Source organism: Streptomyces sp. NPDC085866, assembly GCF_044541035.1.
GTDB lineage: Bacteria > Actinomycetota > Actinomycetes > Streptomycetales > Streptomycetaceae > Streptomyces.
The window spans coordinates 336070-353303 of sequence record NZ_JBITSQ010000004.1; the positions used below are offsets into that span (position 1 = coordinate 336070).

Here is a 17234-nt window from a genome sequence, read left to right on the forward strand (position 1 = left end):
ATGGTGCAGGATCCCGACCCAATCCGATCCTCTTTCAGTGGTCCACTTCCGGCCCTCCCGGGGCGGTGATCTCGATCTCCCGCAGGCGGTCCGGCTCGGCGACGACCTCGACCCGGGTGATCCGGCCGTCGTCGTCGAAGGTGAAGGCCAGGACCACCCGCGGCCGGCCGTGCGGCGCCATGACCAGGCCGAACCGGCCGTCCAGCAGGGCGAGGCCGGTGAACTGGGCGCGGGCCACTGCGGCCATGGCGCCCCGGGCGACCGGCTCGGCGCCGTGGACCGTGATCGGTTCGGGGGTGGGGACGACCCGGGCGTCGGCGTGCAGCACCACGTCCGGGGCGAGCAGGGCGACCAGGGCCGCGAAGTCGCCGCCCCGGGTCGCGGCCAGGAAGGCCTCGACGGCCTCCCGGCGGCGGCCCGCGTCCGCGGTGGGCGCGGGGGTCCGGCCCCGGACCCGGCGGCGGGCCCGGCTGGCCAGCTGCCGGGTGGCGGCCGGGGTCTTCTCCAGCAGCGGGGCGATGTCGTCGAAGGGCACGGCGAACAGGTCGTGCAGGACGAAGGCGACGCGCTCGGCGGGGGCCAGGGTGTCCAGGACGACGAGCAGGGCGACGCCGACCTCGTCGGCCAGCAGCGCCTCACGGGCCGGGTCGCCCGCCGCGCCGCCGAGGACCCCGTCCGGATCCCGGTGGTCGAGGGGGTCCTCGCGGCGGTTGCGGCGCGTGCGCAGCTGGTTCAGGCACACCCGGGTCACCACCGTGGTCAGCCAGCCCGTGAGGTTCTCGACCTCGCCGAGATCGGCCTGCTGCACACGCAACCAGGCGTCCTGCAGGGCGTCGTCCGCCTCGGCGGCCGAGCCGAGCAGCCGGTACGCCACGGCCGCGAGATGCGGCCGGTCCGCCTCGAACCGTGCCGCAAGCCGTGCGCTGTCCGCTGTGACGCCGTCCACCGTGCCCCCGCCCCTTCCTACGCGCCCGCGGGTCGCGAGCCCCCGGGACACGAAACGCCAACCCGGCCGGAAGATCAACCGCCTTTGCGATCAGCCGCACACCGGTCGGCCGCCCGCTCCGCCTCGTCGGCCAGTCGTGCCAGCTCCGCGACCGGCAGGGAGCCCGCCGGCCGGTGTTGCCGGGCGAACCGGTTGGCGAGGCGCTGCAGCAGTTCGTTCAGCGGGGTCGGTACGCCGTGCAGACGGCCGAGGAGGGCGATCTCGCCGTTGAGGTGGTCCGCCTCGATGGTGCCGGTACCGCGGACGAGGGACTGCCAGGAGGAACCGCCGCCGCGCGGGGCCCCGTCGAGCGGGACCAGGGTGACCTTGTCCCCGCGTGCCTCCTTCTGCTCCTCGGCGCTCGCGTACGCGATCCCGGCGGCGTCGAGCACGGCCTCCCCCTCGGCCCGCAGGCGCGCGTACAGGGCCGTCGCCTGCTCGCTGTCGACGGGACCGCTCACGGCCTCCAGGGCGTTGCCGAGGTTGCCGAGCAGCTTGGCGTACTGCCAGCGGGCCACGTCCGGCACGACCGGCGCCTCGAAGCGGGCGGCCTCCAGGTCGGCGGCGATGTGCCGGGCGGTGTCGTCGGTGCCGTGCGGATACCGGCCGAGGTGCAGGATGCCGGTGAGCGGATTGCCGGGGGCTGAGACGACTCCGGGTTCCACGAAGGTCGAGGGCAGCCAGACGCAGACGCCGTACACGTGCCGGAAGCGGCGCAGTGCCAGGCGCGGGCTCTCCACGCCGTTCTGCAGGCACACCAGCGGCAGCTGCTCCGCAGCTGTCCCGCCACCCGCCACCGGGGTCTCGCCCCAGGTCTCCAGAGCGGCCACGGTGTCCTGTGTCTTCACGGCCAGGACGAGGACGTCGTCGGCGCGCAGTTCCCCGAGCGGGTCCGGTCCGTCGACGGCGGGCAGCCGGTACGTCGACTCGCCCTCCGGTACCCGCAGCTTCAGCCCACGCTCGGCGAGTGCCGCCAGGTGCCGGCCGCGGGCGACGAGTACGACCTCACGCCCGGCCTGGGCCAGCCGCCCGCCGACGGTGCCGCCGACCGCCCCTGCCCCGATGATGACGTAGCGCATGGGGCAGAGCCTCGCACACCGGCCCTCGCCCTCGGCCGGGCTCCCGTCACGCTTCCGGAGCGGTCAACTCGATCAGTTTGAGCACGGTGTTCCAGTTGCGGCTGGTGGCGATCACGCCCTTGGTGATCCGCGGCCGGGACAGGGCCTCGGCGAGCTTGGAGCGGCCGAGGCCGTCCGGGGCGTACAGGTACAGACACCGGTCGCCGAGGCGGAACTCCTCGGGGAGATGGGCGGCGGGGTCGATCTCCGCGAAGCGCTCCGCGGTGACCGGTGCGGAGAAGTAGGTGACGTGCAGTTGCTTGGCCTCCAGTTCGGCGGCCGGGAACGGACAGGCCTCGGCCACAGCCCGCACATAGGCGTGGTCGCGCACGATCACGTCGACCGGGAAGCCGAACCGGTCCTCGATCGCCCGGGCCAACTCGGCCGCCAGGGAATCCTCGTCGCCCCGGTCGGTGGTGAAGACGGCCTGCCCGCTCTGCAGATGGGTCCGTACGCCGTCGTGGCCGAGGCCGGTCATGAGTGTGCGCAGATCGGCCATCGGGAGCTTCTTGCTGCCGCCGACGTTGATTCCGCGCAGCAGCGCCGCATAGGTCGTCATCCGGCCAGCCTAGAGCGGCCGCCGTGCCCCGTGGGGGTGGGCACGGCGGCCGTACCCGTGCGTACGCCGGGTTGCGCGAAACTCTCTCCGATCCGGAGGGTGCGGATCAACTCCTGAACGCAGCTGTGACTTGTTCAACAACCTTTCGTAATCACAAAGTGGATCTCTGTCGGCGGATCGGACACCCCTGAGCCCCGCCCCCGAGAACCGGCCGCGACAACCCCGATAGATGTAAGGGGCCGTGGTCCTCCCCAGCGATGACCCGGGCGCTCGGCACTTCACCGGACAGCACGACGAGGCGTTCTTATCCGGCCCATACCGTCGAAGTCGAACAAACGAAGACGTGGCGGCAGGGGGCCGTCACCGCACACGAGGGGGACATCCCGTCATGGGGAACACTGACGTGCGCGTGCGGGGCCTGGCCGCCCGCGCCGGCGGCTGGAGCGCCCGGCACCGCTGGGCCGCCGTCGGCATATGGGTGCTGTTCGTCGTCCTGGCCATGGGACTCGGCTCGGCAGCCGGCCGGGTCGACGTGGACGAGAGCGACCAGCTCAAGGGCGAGACGCACACCGCCGCACGCATCATCGACGACGCGGGCATCGAGCAGCCGGCCGGGGAGACCGTGCTGATCCAGTCCAAGGACGGCGCCGTGAAGGCCACGAGCGGCGAGTTCCGGGCCGCCGTCACCGACGTCGTCAAGGCCGTCGGCGCCACCGGCAAGGTCGTCAACGTGACGTCGCCGTACGACACCCGCACCATCTCCCGGGACGGCCGCAGCGCGCTGGTGCAGTTCGACATGCGCGGCGCCGCGGACACCGCCGCCGACCGGGTCGAGCCGGTACTGAAGGCCGTGGCCGGGGTCCAGAAGGGCCACGGCTCGCTGCGGATCGAGGAGATCGGCGGCGCCAGCATGAAGAAGCAGTACGACGACGCCTTCGGGAACGACTTCCAGCAGGCCGAGTACTCGGCCGTGCCGGTGGCCCTCGGCATCCTGCTGATCGCCTTCGGCGCGCTGGTGGCCGCGCTGCTGCCGGTAGGGCTGGCGATCACCGCGATCATGGCGACGATGGGTCTGATGGGTCTGGTCAGCCATGTGCAGCCGATGAGCAACACGGCCAACTCCGTGATGCTGCTGGTCGGTATGGCCGTCGGCGTCGACTACTGCCTCTTCTACCTGCGCCGCGAGCGTGAGGAACGGGACGCCGGACGGGACCCGGGCACCGCGCTCAGGATCGCCGCCGCCACCAGCGGCCGCGCGGTCATCGTCTCCGGTGTCACGGTGTGCGTGGCCATGGCGGGCATGCTGTTCACGGGTCTCGCCACGTTCGAGGCGATGGGCCTGGCCTCGCTGATGGTGGTGGCCGTCGCCATGGTCGGCTCGGTGACGGTGCTGCCCGCGCTGCTGTCGCTGCTGGGCGAGCGGGTCGAGAAGGGTCGGATCCCGTTCCTGGGCCGGCGTCGGCGCCGACAGGGCGCACCCGCGGAGAGCCGGTTCTGGACGGCCGTCCTGCGGGGCGTGCTCGCCAAGCCCGTGGTCTCCGTCGTCGTCGCGGCCGGCGCGCTGCTCGCGGTGGCCGCGCCCGCGCTGGGCATGAAGACCCAGCAGCTCACGCTGGACCAGGAGTTCGGCGACACGCTGCCGATCGTGCAGACCTACAACCGCATCAACGATGCGTTCCCGGGCGGTTCCGAGCCCGCTCAGGTGGTCGTCAGGGCCAAGGACATCAACGCACCCGAGGTGCGGCGGGCGCTGGCCGACTTCAAGCAGCAGGCGATCTCCTCGGGCGCCTCGCGCGGCCCGGTGGACATCAAGGTGCACGAGGCGCAGAACGTCGCCCTGGTCTCCGTGCCGCTGGTCGGCGGCTCCGACATGGACAAGTCGGTCAAGAGCCTCGACAAGCTGCGCGACGAGGTCCGGCCCGCCACCCTCGGCAAGGTCGACGGCGTCGAGGCGCCGGTCACGGGTCAGGTCGCGGGCAACAAGGACTTCAACGACCAACTGCTCGGCTCGGTCGTCCCGGTCTTCGCGTTCGTGGTCGTCTTCGCCTTCCTGCTGATGCTGCTGTCGTTCCGCTCGCTGACCGTCGCGATCACGTCGATCCTGCTCAACCTGCTGTCGGTGGGCGCCGCCTACGGCATCCTCGTCGCCGTCTTCCAGCACGGCTGGGGTGCCTCGCTGGTGGGGGCGGAGGGCGTGGGTGCGGTCGTCACCTGGCTGCCGCTGTTCCTCTTCGTGATCCTGTTCGGTCTGTCCATGGACTACCACGTGTTCGTGGTCTCCCGGATCCGCGAGGCACGGATGCGCGGCCGTACGACGAAGGAGGCCATCCAGCACGGCGTGGTCACCACGGCCGGTGTCGTCACCAGCGCCGCGGTCATCATGGTCGCCGTGTTCGCGATCTTCGGCACTCTGTCCATGCAGTCCATGAAGCAGATGGGCGTGGGCCTGGCCGCCGCCGTCCTCATCGACGCGACGATCATCCGCGGTGTGCTGCTGCCGGCCGTGATGGCGCTGCTCGGCGAGCGCAACTGGTACCTGCCGAAGTGGCTGCACCGGCTGCCCGACCTCACCCACGACGAGTCGCCGGAGCCGGTGGCGCCGGTCCGGCCATCGGCGGTCGAGGGGGAGACCGTACGGATCTGAGGCCCCGTGGCACCGTACGGCTCAGGCGGCGCGCGTCACCGCGTCACGGTCGAAGGAGTCGATGGTGCGGGCGAAGTCGCGGGTCGACAGCAGCAGCTTGTAGACGATGGCGAGTTCGAACACCAGGAGCAGGGAGCCGGCGACGACGGTGGTGGGGATGATCGCGTCCAGCAGCGGGCCGACGATGAAGACGCCCATCTGGAACTCGATGCCGCTCACCAGGTGGGTACGGACGCGGTGGCGCAGCAGGAAGGAGCGCATCCGCAGGTAGGCGGGGAAGCGGTGGCGGAACTCCTGGTGCAGGTCGATGACCCGGGTGCTCGCCGGCGCGGTCGCGGCCGGGGCCGGCGTCTCGGCGGTGACCGTGCCGGTGGCCGGCGCCGTGGCCGCGGCGCCGGCGAGCGGGCCGGTGATTCCGGCGGCCGCCGGCGGCTCGACGCCCTCGACCTCGGCCTCGGCCAGGAGCGCGGCCCCCTCCGCCGCGGCCGGCAGCCCGGCGTCCTCGGCCGCGAAGGGCCGCGTGCCCTCCTCGGCGGCGCGACGCAGGTCCTGCTCGATGTCCGCCTCGGGGTTGTCGCGCAGGAGGTCCTCCATGAAGGCGACGCGGGAGGCGTTCTCCGCGCGCCTGGCCGCCCGCAGCCGGGCCTTGATCTGCTTGCGCATGGTGTGCCGGGTCTTGAATATCTCCAGGGAGTTGAGGTAGCGCATCCCGTCGAGGAAGACGACCGCGGCGGCCAGCCATATGTAGAAGGTGTTCCCGGTGCGGTGGTACTGGCCGCCCATCAGCGCGACGGCGCACGCCATGACGCGGATCCGGTCGAAGATGTAGTCCAGCCAGGCGCCGAACACCGAGCCCTGGCCGGTGAGCCGGGCGACCTTGCCGTCCATGCAGTCCAGGATGAAGCTCAGGTGGTAGACGACGGCACCGGCGATCAGCCAGTGCCACTCGCCCCGCGCGAAGCAGCAGGCCGCGACGAGTCCGAGCAGCAGTGCGCCCCAGGTGATCTGGTTCGGCGTGATCCGGGTGCGCTTCGCGACCTGGCGCACCAGCGGTGTGGCGACCGGGTCGACGAGGAGCACGGTCCACCACGCGTCCCGCTTCTTCTGGGTGAGGCGGCGCACCTCGGCAAGGCCCGGAACGTCCCGGTGTTTCGATGGCATGGGTCTACTACCTGACTTTCAATCGGTGTTTACCCGACGTTAGGAATGCTCTTACCAAAGGAACAAGATCCAGTCCGTACAACCTTCTGCAGGGGGTATCGGTCCGACAGGTGAGTCGGGTCTACGGCAGTGCCAGGCGACCGCCGTGTTATCCGAGCGTTATGAAGTGAACTCCCTGTGCTGCGAGGCGCACGCAGCCGTCCCCGGACGCCCGCTCCGGCCACCGCGAATGCGAGACTGGCCGACGCGTGACGGACCGAGACGATGCGGAGACGGACGATGGACGAGGCACGGGCGCGGGACGTACTGGCCGCGGCGAAGGTGCTGCCGGGCCCGGTGCGGGACGCACGGCTCCTCGCTCTCGGTGAGAACGCGGTGTTCGCCGCGGGCGACCTCGTCGTCAAGGTGGGCCGTGACGCCGAACTGCTGGAGCGGGCCCGGCGCGAGCTGGACATCGCCGGCTGGCTGACGGAGGCGGACGTACCCGCGGTGCGGGCGGCCGAGCCGAAGCCGCTGCTCGTCGAGGGGCACCCGGTGACCGTGTGGCACCGGCTGGCCGACCCCGTACGACCGGCCGAGCCCCGGGATCTCGCGGAGTTGCTGCGGATCGTGCACGCGCTCCCCCTGCCGCCCTTCGCGCTGCCGCCCCGCGATCTGCTGGGTGGTGTGGAGCGCTGGCTGCGGCTCGCGGGCACCTCGATCGACCCCGAGGACGCTGCCTACCTCCGGGCCCGCCGGGACGGCTTCGCCGCGGCCGCGGCCGCGCTGACGCCCCGTCTGGAGCCGGGGCCGATCCACGGCGACGCGCTGCCCCGCAACGTGCACGTCGGCCCCGACGGCCCGGTCCTGGTCGACCTGGAGACCTTCTCCGTCGACCTGCGCGAGCACGACCTGGTGGTCATGGCCCTCTCCCGCGACCGCTACGGTCTGCCCGCCGAGTCGTACGACTCCTTCACCGGGACCTACGGCTGGGACGTACGGGAGTGGGAGGGCTGCGGGGTGCTCCGCGGGGCCCGGGAGACGGCCAGCTGTGCGTGGGTGGCCCAGCACGCGCCGAGCAACCCCAAGGCGCTGGCCGAGTTCGAGCGCCGGGTGGCGTCCCTGCGGGAGGGGGACGAAACGGTGCGGTGGTATCCGTTCTGAGCGCCGGTCGAACCCCGCGCCCCTCAGGCAGTCTCCTCGCCCTGGATCGTTCGCGCTGCCCGTCCCAGTTCCGTCAGGACCGTGCGCACCGCCTTTCTGGCCGTGCGCTCGGGGCGGCACAGGACGTCGATGTGCCGCGTGGCCTGGACGCCGCTGAGCGGCCGTAGGACCAGCGCGGGATGCGGGCGCATGGTCCAGCGCGGCATCAGCGCGATCCCGCCCCCGGCGGCGACGGCCTCGGCGACCACCGCGAACTCGTTGATGCGGTGGGCCAGACGGAGCCGTCGGCCGGCCGCCGCGGCGATGGCCTCGATGGTGGCCAGGACCGGGAACCCGTCGTGCGCGGTGATCCACGGCAGGTCGGCGACATCGCGCGGGGTCACCCGTCGCTTGGCGGCGAGCGGATGCCCGGCCGGCATCGCCACGTCGAGCGGCTCGTGCAGCAGGGTGGTCACGGTCACCGTGCGCGGCCAGGGCGGGGCATGGTCCAGGCGGTGGGCGAGGACCAGGTCGTAGGCGCGGGTCAGCCGGGGGAAGTCCTCCTGCGGTACGTCCTCGTCGGCGAGCGCCACCGTCGGCGAGCCCGGCCCGGCGAGGCCGCGCAGCAGCAGCGGGAAGAACGCCGCGCCCGCGCTGTGGAACGCCGCGACCGACACCTCGCCGTCCGGCCTGCCGGCGAACTCCTCGACCGCGTGCCGGGCCCGTGCCAGCGCCGACTCCACCTCGACGGCCGCATCCGCCAGCGCCTGCCCGGCGTCGGTGAGCACCAGGCGCCGCCCCTGCCGTTCGGTGAGCGGCACGGGGATCGAGCGCTGCAGCAGCCTTAGCTGCTGCGAGATCGCCGACGGCGTCACCAGCAGCGCCTCGGCGACCGCGGTGACACTGCCCAGCTCGCCCAGCTCCCGCAGGATCCTCAGCTGCCGTTCGTCCACGCCGTCAGTGTAGGACGACGATGTAGCCTCACTAAAAGATCGTTTAAGAAAGTGGTTCTGGGCTTCAGATACCCCGACGGTGCACCGTGGGCGGGTGACCGACGCCCGCCGTACCGACGCGGTACTGCTCCTCGTCGCGCTCGTCTGGGGTTCCAGCTATCTGTCCGCCCAGACGGCCGCGAGCGCCCTGCCCGTCCTCCTCGTCCTGTTCGCGCGCTACGCCCTTGCCGCGCTCCCCTGCCTCGGTCTCGTCGCCGCCCGGGGCGGACTGCGCGGGTGGACCCGCGACGAGGTGCGCGTAGGGCTGCCGCTCGGCGTCACCCAGGCCGCCGTCCTGGTCGTGGAGACGTACGGCGTCGCCCACACCACAGCCGCCAACGCGGGTCTGATCATCAGCCTCACCATCGTGCTCACCCCGCTCCTCGACCGCACCGGGCGCCGAGGCGGTCCGCCTCCCGCCTTCTTCGCCGCGGCCGGCGTGTGCGTCCTGGCCGTCGGTCTGCTCATGTCCGGAAACGGCTTCCACGCGCCTCGCCTCGGGGACCTGCTGATGCTCGCCGCGGCCTGCGTCCGGGCGGTGCACGTGGCCCTCGTCGGCCGGCTCACCGCGGGCCGGGCGATCCGCCCGCTGCACCTGACGACGGTGCAGACCCTGGTCGGCACGGCCCTGTTCCTCGCTCCCGCCGCCCGTGACCTTCCGGCGCTGGCCCGAGCCGACGCGGCGACCTGGACCCAGCTGGTCTATCTCGCCCTCTTCTGCAGCGTGTTCGCCTTCCTCGTCCAGACCTGGGCGGTGCAGCGCACCTCCGCCAGCCGGGCCAGTCTGCTGCTCGGCACCGAGCCCGTCTGGGCCGCGGCGGTGGGCATCGCCCTCGGCGGCGAACATCTCACCCCGCTCACCGCCCTGGGTGCGGCCCTGATGGTCACCGGCACCTACTGGGGCCAGGCCGTGGAACGCGCCCACCGGACCGCCGAGACCGCCGTCGGTACCGGGACCACCGACTCAGCCGGCGCATCCGCGCCCGCCACGTCCCCCGAGAGGACCGGAGAAGAGGCCCCATGCCGGACCACGACACTTACCAGCAGCTGATCTCCCTGCTCGACGCCTCCCACGTCGACTACCGCCTCATCGACCACGCGCCCGAGGGTGCCACCGAGACCGTCAGCGCACTGCGCGGCCATCCGGTGAGCGAGGCCGCGAAGTGCATCGTGCTGCGGGTCAAGGTCGACCGCCGCACCACGCGCCACGTCCTCGCGGTCGTCCCCGGGGACCGACGGGTGGATCTGGACGCCGTACGGATGCTGTTCGAGGCCCGTTATGTCGGCTTCAGCGACGCCGAGACCGCCGAGCGGCTCGCCCGCTCGGTGCCCGGCACCGTATTGCCTTTCAGCTTCGATCCCGAACTCGAACTCGTCGCCGATCCGGACGTCGTCGCCCGGCCGCGGCTGTACTTCAACGCCGCCCGGCTCGACCGCTCGCTCTGCCTCACCGGCACCGACTACGCGCGGCTCGCCGGCCCGCGGGTGGCCCGCATCGCGAGCCCCGCGCCAGCGTGACCTGCCCGGCTCAGACCTTCTCGTCCGCCAGGTCCGCCGGCTCCCGCACCGGCCACACCCCGTCGACCACCGCGTCCGCGTCGCCCTTGCGGCGCAGGAACGCCTGGAAGTCCGCCGCCCACTCGGCGTACCACTCGATCTGCCTGCGGTGCAGTTCCGCCGGGCCGAGGGACGCGATCTTCGGGTGGCGGTCGGCTATCGCGGAGGCGAGCCGGGCCGCGGCGAGGGCGTCGGCCGAGGCGTTGTGGGCCGCGTCGAGGACTATGCCGTACTCGGCGCAGACCGCTTCCAGGTTCCGCTTGCCGCGGCGGTAGCGGTCGACCCGGCGGTCGATGGTGTAGGGATCGACGACCGGGGCCGGGGCGCGGCCGCCGAGCCGGTCGGAGAGCGACGGCAGTCCGTACCTGCGCAGCTCCGCGGAGAGCAGGGTGAGGTCGAAGGCCGCGTTGTAGGCGACGACCGGGACCCCCGTCTTCCAGTAGGAGACCAGGACGTCCGCGATGGCGTCGGCCACCTGGTCGGCGGGGCTGCCCTCGGCGGCCGCGCGTTCGTTGCTGATGCCGTGCACCGCGACCGCGTCGGCCGGGATCTCCACGCCCGGATCCGCCAGCCATTCCCGGCGCCCCAGGGACTCACCGGCCCTGACCTCGATCACCGCGCCGGTGACGATGCGCGCCTCGCACGGATCGGTCCCGGTCGTCTCCAGGTCGAAGCCGATCAGCAGCTCCCGGTGCCAGCCCATGGGCGGCCCCCCTTCTTGGTGGTGCTTTCCCCCAGTGGCCTCCACCATCGCACGCGGCACTGACAATCCGAGGACCGTGTTCCGTTTGCCGGGGTGGACGGCTCAGGACACCGGGCGCGAATCCGCCCAGGCCAGCTCGAATTCCTCGCGGTATGTCGGGAAGAGTCCGGGTTCGACGACATCATCCGACTTGACCAGTCGGCTGCCGTTGCGCAGCACCAGCACCGGCGACTCCATACCGCGCGCCCCGCGCAGATAGGACTGCACCACGGCGATGCCGTCGGCGCCGTCGCCGTCCACCAGGTAGGCGGTGAAGCGGGGCGTCTCGTCGTAGACCCGGATCTCGAAGGCGCCGGGATCGCGCAGCCGGGACCGCACCCGGCGCATGTGCAGGATGTTCATCTCGACCGACCGGCTGAGTTCGCCCCGTTTCATCCCGAGTTCGCGCTCGCGGCGCTTCACCGCGCTGGAGGCCGGGTTGAGGAAGAGCAGCCGTACCCGGCAGTCGGACTCGGCGAGCCGGACCAGGCGGCGTCCGGAGAAGTTCTGCACCAGCAGGTTGAGGCCGATACCGATGGCGTCGAGGCGGCGGGCGCCCCCGAAGATGTCCTCGGCCGGGAACTGGCGCATCAGACGCACCCGGTCGGGGTGGACGGCGACGACGTCCGCGTACCGGTCGCCGACCAGGTCCTCGACCGCGTCGACCGGCAGTCGGCGCGCGGAGGGCACGTCGCCGCCCGCGCCCAGCATCTCCAGCAGCCGGGCCGAGGCCCGCTCGGCCTGGTCCAGGACCGCCCCGGACAGGGCCCGGTTGCGGGAGACGACGTTACGGGTCACCTCCAGCTCGTCCAGGGCGAGTTCGAGGTCGCGCCGCTCGTCGAAGTACGGCTCGAAGCACGGCCAGTGCTGCACCATCAGCTCGCGCAGCTGGGGCAGGGTGAGGAAGCTGAGCACGTTGTCGTCGGCCGGGTCGAGCAGATAGCCCTTGCGGCGGCTGACCTCGCGGACGGCCACCGCCCGCTGCACCCACTCCTGTCCGGCGGGCCCGGCCGCGGCCACCACCCACTCGTCGCCGTGGACGGGTTCGTAGATGGGGCGCAGCACGGCGGCCACGACCGCACGCAGCCGCTGTTCGACGAGGTTCAGCCAGATGTAGGCCCGGCCCGCCCGCTGGGCGCGGGTGCGCACCTCGAGCCAGGCGTCGGCGTCCCAGTCCAGTTCCGGCCCGATGGACCCTGTCGCGTCCATCGGACGGGCCAGGGACACCGCGCCGGGCGGGACGTCTGTGGAGTTCCCCTCGTGACCCTCGTCACCAGGGGGCAACTCCAGCCCTCCCGAGCCCACCCGTGCACCGCCTTCCGCCACCCTGGGCCTTCCCCGTCTCAACGATCAAGGAAGGGTACTCCGGGAGCGGTCGGCGATGCAGCCGGATGGACAGGTCGGTTTCTCAACTACGCGGCCGCCAGTGGCCGTTCTGCCACGCCAGCGCGTCCGGAGTGAGCGGATTCATAGCCGTGACGTCCCGCGGGGAGATGGCGAAGCCCTGCCAGTGGATCGGCATGGGCTGCTGGTCCTCGTCCCGGGCGATGTGGTGGAAGCCGACGTTCATCCAGACCACCGGGTGAGTGAGCGTCTGGCCGTTGACCCACTTGTCGACGGACTTGCCCGCCCCGGCCGGGCAGGCGCCCGGGTTGTTGCTGGCGAACTGCTCGCACTTGTTGTACTCGGTGAAGTACACGTCGTGCTTGGTGAAGCTGCGGCCCGGGTACTTCGTGGTGGGACCGGGGACGATCTCGTACGAACGGGCGTGGCCGTCCTTGTTCTTGCCGGTCGCGCTGACCATCCGCCACCAGCGGTAGGTCTTGTAGTCGCCCGCGAGTTCCTTGGTGACCTTGGTGCGGGTGGTCTTGTTGGTGGGCGCCTGCTGGCCGTGGGCGGGGGCGGTGACGGCCGAGTCGTACTGCTCGACCTTCGTCTTGGAGGAGCCGTCGAGGCCGAAGTCCAGCCGCCAGAAGACGTTGTGGCTGTGGCTGGTGGCGTAGGCCTTGGCGCCCTTGCCGAGGGGCCAGCCGCGCCCGTCGCCGGCGTCGTAGTCGTCGTAGGACAGGCTGCCGGTGGCGCCGACGTTCATGTTGACGGTGCCGTCGTCCTGGAAGCGCCACTCGGTCATGTACTCGTACCAGCCGACCTGGTTGACCGTGTAGACAAGCAGGTCCTTGCCCTGCGCCTGGAAGACCTTGTTGGCGCTGTCCCCCTGCATGCGGTAGGCGTGGCCGCGCGAACGCGTGGTCGTGCACAGACCGTTGACGTCCGGATGCTGCGGGTCCCAGGCGTCCGGGACACGGACGGTCTTGATGGTGCCGCCCGGACACTCGCCCGGCGCCAGGTTCACCAGACCCTGGGCGAAGCCGAAGCCGGTCAGGTCGTCGTACTCGACGCTGCCGTCGTCGTAGGGGACGTCGATCTGGGCGAGGCGGGCGCTGTTGAGGACCTTGATCGGCTTGGTCTCGCCCTTGGGCTGGTACGAGACGTTCTCCAGGACGAGGCCGGCCTTGCTGTCGTAGCGCCAGCACATCCGCCAGGTGGTGCCGCTGGAGAGTTTCTGCTCGATCTTGTAGGCCGCGCTGCAGTCGGCGGCCGCCGCGGGCGCGGCCTTGGGCTGGGCGACGGCCGGTCCGGCACCGGCCGTCGCACCGGCGGCCAGTGCCGCCACGGTGACGCCGACGGCCGCCCGCGCGCGGGCACGGCTGATTCGGTTGACGGGCATGACGAAGAGGCTCCCTTGCAGGACGAGCAAGTTGGAAAAGTGAACGGTGAGCTGCTGTCGCTCAGCGACGGTCGAGCTTGGCGACCTTGCGGGCGCTCAGGTCGACGACCAGCCACCGGGCGTCGATCCAGGGGCCGTTCTTGACCTTCGGGAACAGCCGCACACAGCGGTGTTCGCCGCACTTGTCGAGCACGGCGGGCTGGCCGCCCGGAGTGGCCCGGTAGACGGCGCCGTTGAGCAGCAGCTGGTCCGGAGAGGTCAGCTCGTGACCGGTGGCGTCCTTGTAGTCCGCCTTGAGGCCCGCGCCCAGCGGGTCGGCGATCAGCAGCTTCGCCGCCTCGGCGTTCTCGGCACGGCTCAGCGGCGGCTGGACGCCGTGCTGGGTGCCGGTCTGCTCGACCTTGCCGGTGTCCAGGTCGACCGTCTTGGTGACGAGCGTGTCGGTCTTGTAGTCGTAGAAGGTCACGTCGGCCCGGCGCGGCGCGTTCGGGTCGTCCAGTTCGTTCGCTTCCGGGTCGGCCAGGTCGACGCTCAGGCGCTGCGGGCCGCGGCCGCCGTCGACGTTCTCGCCCGTGTTCAGCAACTGCTGGTTCATGGCGAGCTTCGCGACGCGGTTGATCTCGTCGTCGGTCAGCGGGTCACGACCCGTGCCCTTCTTCCCCTCGGCGGGCGCCTGCTCCACGACACCCGGCTGGACCGCGTCCGGGCCCTGTCCCGCCTGCTGCGCGGCCTGTGTGCCGTTGCCCGATCCTCCCGATTCATCGGCCCCTGCCGTGCCCGGCAGGGTGATCCCCACCATCACCGCGGTCCCGGCCACCGCCAGGGCCGCGCCCGCCACCACCTTGCCCAGATGGCGGTGCACTATCTCGCGCACATCTTCCCCCTACTCCCCCAACTTCCCCGGGAGTACGTGTCTGCCCCACTGGTTCGGCACACGGCAGGTAGTGCGTTCGCCGTATGCACTGGTCGGCCGGTAAGAGGGGCGTAAGTCACAGGAGGTTCCCTCACTTTCGGGCAGACTCGGAGTCAACGCGGCCCCGGCGGGGCGGCACACCTGGAAGAGTCGTGTCCATGCAGGTCTGGCCTGGCGAGGCGTATCCGCTCGGCGCCACCTATGACGGCGCCGGAACCAACTTCGCGGTCTTCACGGAGGCCGCGGACCGAGTAGAGCTGTGTCTGCTGCACGACGACGGCTCGGAGACGGCGGTGGAACTGCGCGAGAGCGACGCGTTCGTGCGGCACGCGTACCTGCCGGGCGTCATGCCGGGACAGCGGTACGGGTTCAGGGTGCACGGCCCGTACGCCCCCGAGCGCGGACTGCGCTGCAACTCGGCGAAGCTGCTGCTCGACCCGTACGCGAAGGCGATCAGTGGTGCCGTCCAGTGGGGCGAGGAGGTGTACGGCTACCACTTCGGCGCCCCGGAGCGGCGCAACGACCTGGACTCGGCGCCGCACACCATGACCTCGGTGGTGATCAACCCGTACTTCGACTGGGGCGACGACCGGCTCCCGCGCACCGAGTACCACCACACGGTGATCTACGAGGCCCATGTGAAGGGCCTGACCATGCGCCATCCGGGCCTGCCGGAGGAACTGCGCGGCACGTACGCGGCGCTCGCGCACCCGGCGATCATCGAACACCTGACCAAGCTGGGCGTGACGGCGCTGGAGCTGATGCCCGTACACCAGTTCGTGAACGACCACCGGCTGGCCGACCTGGGCCTGAGCAACTACTGGGGCTACAACACCATCGGTTTCTTCGCCCCGCACAACACCTACGCCTCCTGGGGCGACCGCGGCCAGCAGGTCCTGGAGTTCAAGTCGGCGGTCCGCGCGCTGCACGAGGCAGGCATCGAGGTCATCCTGGACGTCGTCTACAACCACACGGCCGAGGGCAACCACCTGGGGCCCACGCTGTCCTTCAAGGGCCTCGACAACCCGTCGTACTACCGCCTCGCGAACGATCCCCGCTACTACACGGACACCACGGGCACCGGGAACTCACTGCTCATGCGGTCCCCGCACGTCCTCCAGCTGATCATGGACTCGCTGCGCTACTGGGTCACCGAGATGCACGTCGACGGCTTCCGCTTCGACCTCGCAGCCACCCTGGCCCGGCAGTTCCACGAGGTGGACCGGCTGTCGTCGTTCTTCGACCTGGTGCAGCAGGACCCGGTGGTCTCCCAGGTGAAGCTGATCGCCGAACCGTGGGACGTGGGCGAGGGCGGCTACCAGGTGGGCAACTTCCCGCCGCTGTGGACCGAGTGGAACGGCAAGTACCGCGACACCGTCCGGGACCTGTGGCGGGGCGAGCCGCGGGCGCTAGCCGAGTTCGCCTCCCGACTGACCGGCTCCTCGGACCTCTACCAGGACGACGGCCGCCGCCCGCTCGCCTCCATCAACTTCGTGACCTGCCACGACGGTTTCACGCTGCACGACCTCGTCTCCTACAACGGCAAGCACAACAAGGCCAACGGCGAGGACGACCGGGACGGCGAGAGTCACAACCGGTCCTGGAACTGCGGCGTCGAGGGCGAGACCGACGACCCGGACGTGCTCGGGCTGCGCGCCCGCCAGATGCGCAACTTCGTCGCCACGCTGATGCTCTCCCAGGGCGTGCCGATGATCAGCCACGGCGACGAGTTCGCCCGCACCCAGCGCGGCAACAACAACGCCTACTGCCAGGACAACGAGCTGTCCTGGGTGGACTGGCCCGAGGACGACAGCGAGGGCGAGGACGACGGTGATCTGCTGGAGTTCGTCCGCGCGATGGTCTGGCTGCGCCGGGACCACCCGGTGTTCCGCAGGCGGCGCTTCTTCCACGGACGGCCGGTGGAGGGCACCCACGACGAGCTGTCCGACATCGCCTGGTTCACCCCCGAGGGCGTCGAGATGACCCAGCGGGACTGGGACTCGGCACAGGCGTCCGCGCTGGCGGTGTTCCTCAACGGCAACGCGATCTCCGAGCCCGGTCCGCGCGGGGAGCGGATCGCCGACGACTCCTTCCTGCTGATGTTCAACGCCTCACCCGGGCCGCTGGACTTCCTGGTGCCGGTCGACCACGGCCGACAGTGGCAGGTCGTGGTCGACACCGCGCGCGCGGAGGGGGTGCCGCCGGGGACGGGTGCGAAGGTCGCGGCCGGGGACCGCATCACCCTGCCGGACCGGAGCCTGACGGTGCTGCAGCGGCCCGCCTGAGGGGGGTGGCCGCGGGAGGATGGGGCGGATGAGTGGAACAAGTGAGCGACAGAGCGCGGTGACGCTGCTGTGGCAGGAGCACCTGGCCGCGCCCTTCCCGCCGAGGCTGCGCACCGCGGACCCGGCGGGCGTGGACGTGGTGCTGCTGGACGCGGGCATCGCCGGATGCGTGTCCGTCTGGCTGAAGAACGGCGGTCGTCTCGACGCCGGGCGGCATCGGACCCTGCTCCACTGCGCCAGGGAACTGGACCGGGCCCTGCCGCTCGTCACCGATGCGGAGGAGCTTCGGTATCTGTTGCGCCTGCGGCGGCTGGCGGAGCTGACCGCGGCGCTCTAGCGGGTGGCGTCGCATCCGCCGGCTCGTCGTGCCCGCGCGCGTGCCGGGCGATTTCGGGCTGCCCGGAGTACACCGCCGGACAAGCCGCCAG

15 protein-coding genes are annotated in these 17234 nt (G+C 71.4%); 6 read left to right on the forward strand and 9 right to left on the reverse strand.

Annotation, left to right across the window (positions count from 1 at the left end; all coding sequences use genetic code 11):
* Positions 1-34 precede the first annotated feature (34 nt).
* From ACIF83_RS11605 to ACIF83_RS11615, 3 genes are all read right to left on the reverse strand, one after another.
* Positions 35-946, reverse strand: coding sequence for a sigma-70 family RNA polymerase sigma factor (locus tag ACIF83_RS11605; protein ID WP_399725791.1), 912 nt, complete (start codon positions 944-946; stop codon positions 35-37).
* Positions 947-1020: 74 nt separating this feature from the next.
* The gene (locus ACIF83_RS11610; RefSeq protein ID WP_399725794.1) at positions 1021-2064 is read right to left on the reverse strand and encodes a ketopantoate reductase family protein; all 1044 of its coding nucleotides are present in this window, start codon (positions 2062-2064) and stop codon (positions 1021-1023) included.
* 46 nt (positions 2065-2110) lie between these two features.
* Positions 2111-2662: a DUF1697 domain-containing protein gene (locus tag ACIF83_RS11615; protein WP_399725797.1), complete on the reverse strand. Its 552-nt coding sequence runs from the start codon at positions 2660-2662 to the stop codon at positions 2111-2113.
* A gap of 388 nt (positions 2663-3050) precedes the next feature.
* Between ACIF83_RS11615 and ACIF83_RS11620 the strand changes: the two genes are divergently transcribed.
* Positions 3051-5306: an MMPL family transporter gene (locus ACIF83_RS11620; protein WP_399725800.1), complete on the forward strand. Its 2256-nt coding sequence runs from the start codon at positions 3051-3053 to the stop codon at positions 5304-5306.
* Positions 5307-5327: 21 nt separating this feature from the next.
* Here the strand turns inward: ACIF83_RS11620 and ACIF83_RS11625 are convergent, their stop codons facing one another.
* The gene (locus tag ACIF83_RS11625; protein WP_399725803.1) at positions 5328-6467 is read right to left on the reverse strand and encodes a CDP-alcohol phosphatidyltransferase family protein; all 1140 of its coding nucleotides are present in this window, start codon (positions 6465-6467) and stop codon (positions 5328-5330) included.
* 279 nt (positions 6468-6746) lie between these two features.
* On the opposite strand from ACIF83_RS11625, the gene ACIF83_RS11630 reads away from it, so the two are divergent.
* Positions 6747-7610, forward strand: coding sequence for a phosphotransferase (locus ACIF83_RS11630; RefSeq protein WP_399725806.1), 864 nt, complete (start codon positions 6747-6749; stop codon positions 7608-7610).
* 23 nt (positions 7611-7633) lie between these two features.
* Here ACIF83_RS11630 and ACIF83_RS11635 read toward each other — a convergent pair whose 3' ends face one another.
* Positions 7634-8542 (reverse strand): LysR family transcriptional regulator, encoded by a 909-nt coding sequence (locus tag ACIF83_RS11635; RefSeq protein WP_399725809.1) that lies wholly within the window; start codon positions 8540-8542, stop codon positions 7634-7636.
* A 94-nt stretch (positions 8543-8636) separates the two neighbouring features.
* Here ACIF83_RS11635 and ACIF83_RS11640 point away from each other — a divergent pair, with 94 nt between their 5' ends.
* The gene (locus tag ACIF83_RS11640; RefSeq protein ID WP_399725812.1) at positions 8637-9632 is read left to right on the forward strand and encodes a DMT family transporter; all 996 of its coding nucleotides are present in this window, start codon (positions 8637-8639) and stop codon (positions 9630-9632) included.
* The gene (locus tag ACIF83_RS11645) at positions 9602-10099 is read left to right on the forward strand and encodes a YbaK/EbsC family protein (RefSeq protein ID WP_393473427.1); all 498 of its coding nucleotides are present in this window, start codon (positions 9602-9604) and stop codon (positions 10097-10099) included. The genes ACIF83_RS11640 and ACIF83_RS11645 overlap by 31 nt, the downstream gene beginning before the upstream one ends.
* 10 nt (positions 10100-10109) lie before the next feature.
* On the opposite strand, the gene ACIF83_RS11650 is transcribed toward ACIF83_RS11645, so the two are convergent.
* The 4 genes from ACIF83_RS11650 to ACIF83_RS11665 all read right to left on the reverse strand — a co-directional run bounded on the left by ACIF83_RS11650 (position 10110) and on the right by ACIF83_RS11665 (position 14482).
* On the reverse strand, positions 10110-10841 hold the full coding sequence (locus ACIF83_RS11650; protein WP_398138417.1) for a 3'-5' exonuclease: 732 nt from the start codon (positions 10839-10841) through the stop codon (positions 10110-10112).
* Between the two features lie 102 nt (positions 10842-10943).
* Entirely contained in the window at positions 10944-12185 is a 1242-nt protein-coding gene (locus ACIF83_RS11655) for an SAV2148 family HEPN domain-containing protein (RefSeq protein ID WP_393473432.1), read from the reverse strand.
* A 103-nt stretch (positions 12186-12288) separates the two neighbouring features.
* On the reverse strand, positions 12289-13608 hold the full coding sequence (locus tag ACIF83_RS11660) for a copper amine oxidase (RefSeq protein ID WP_393473435.1): 1320 nt from the start codon (positions 13606-13608) through the stop codon (positions 12289-12291).
* Between the two features lie 61 nt (positions 13609-13669).
* A complete protein-coding gene (locus ACIF83_RS11665) occupies positions 13670-14482 on the reverse strand; it encodes a Tat pathway signal sequence domain protein (protein WP_399725817.1) in 813 nt (270 codons plus the stop codon).
* A gap of 197 nt (positions 14483-14679) precedes the next feature.
* Between ACIF83_RS11665 and glgX the strand changes: the two genes are divergently transcribed.
* Entirely contained in the window at positions 14680-16806 is a 2127-nt protein-coding gene (gene glgX / locus ACIF83_RS11670; protein WP_398138419.1) for a glycogen debranching protein GlgX, read from the forward strand.
* A 28-nt stretch (positions 16807-16834) separates the two neighbouring features.
* Positions 16835-17143: a hypothetical protein gene (locus tag ACIF83_RS11675; RefSeq protein ID WP_399725820.1), complete on the forward strand. Its 309-nt coding sequence runs from the start codon at positions 16835-16837 to the stop codon at positions 17141-17143.
* Positions 17144-17234: the final 91 nt, after the last annotated feature.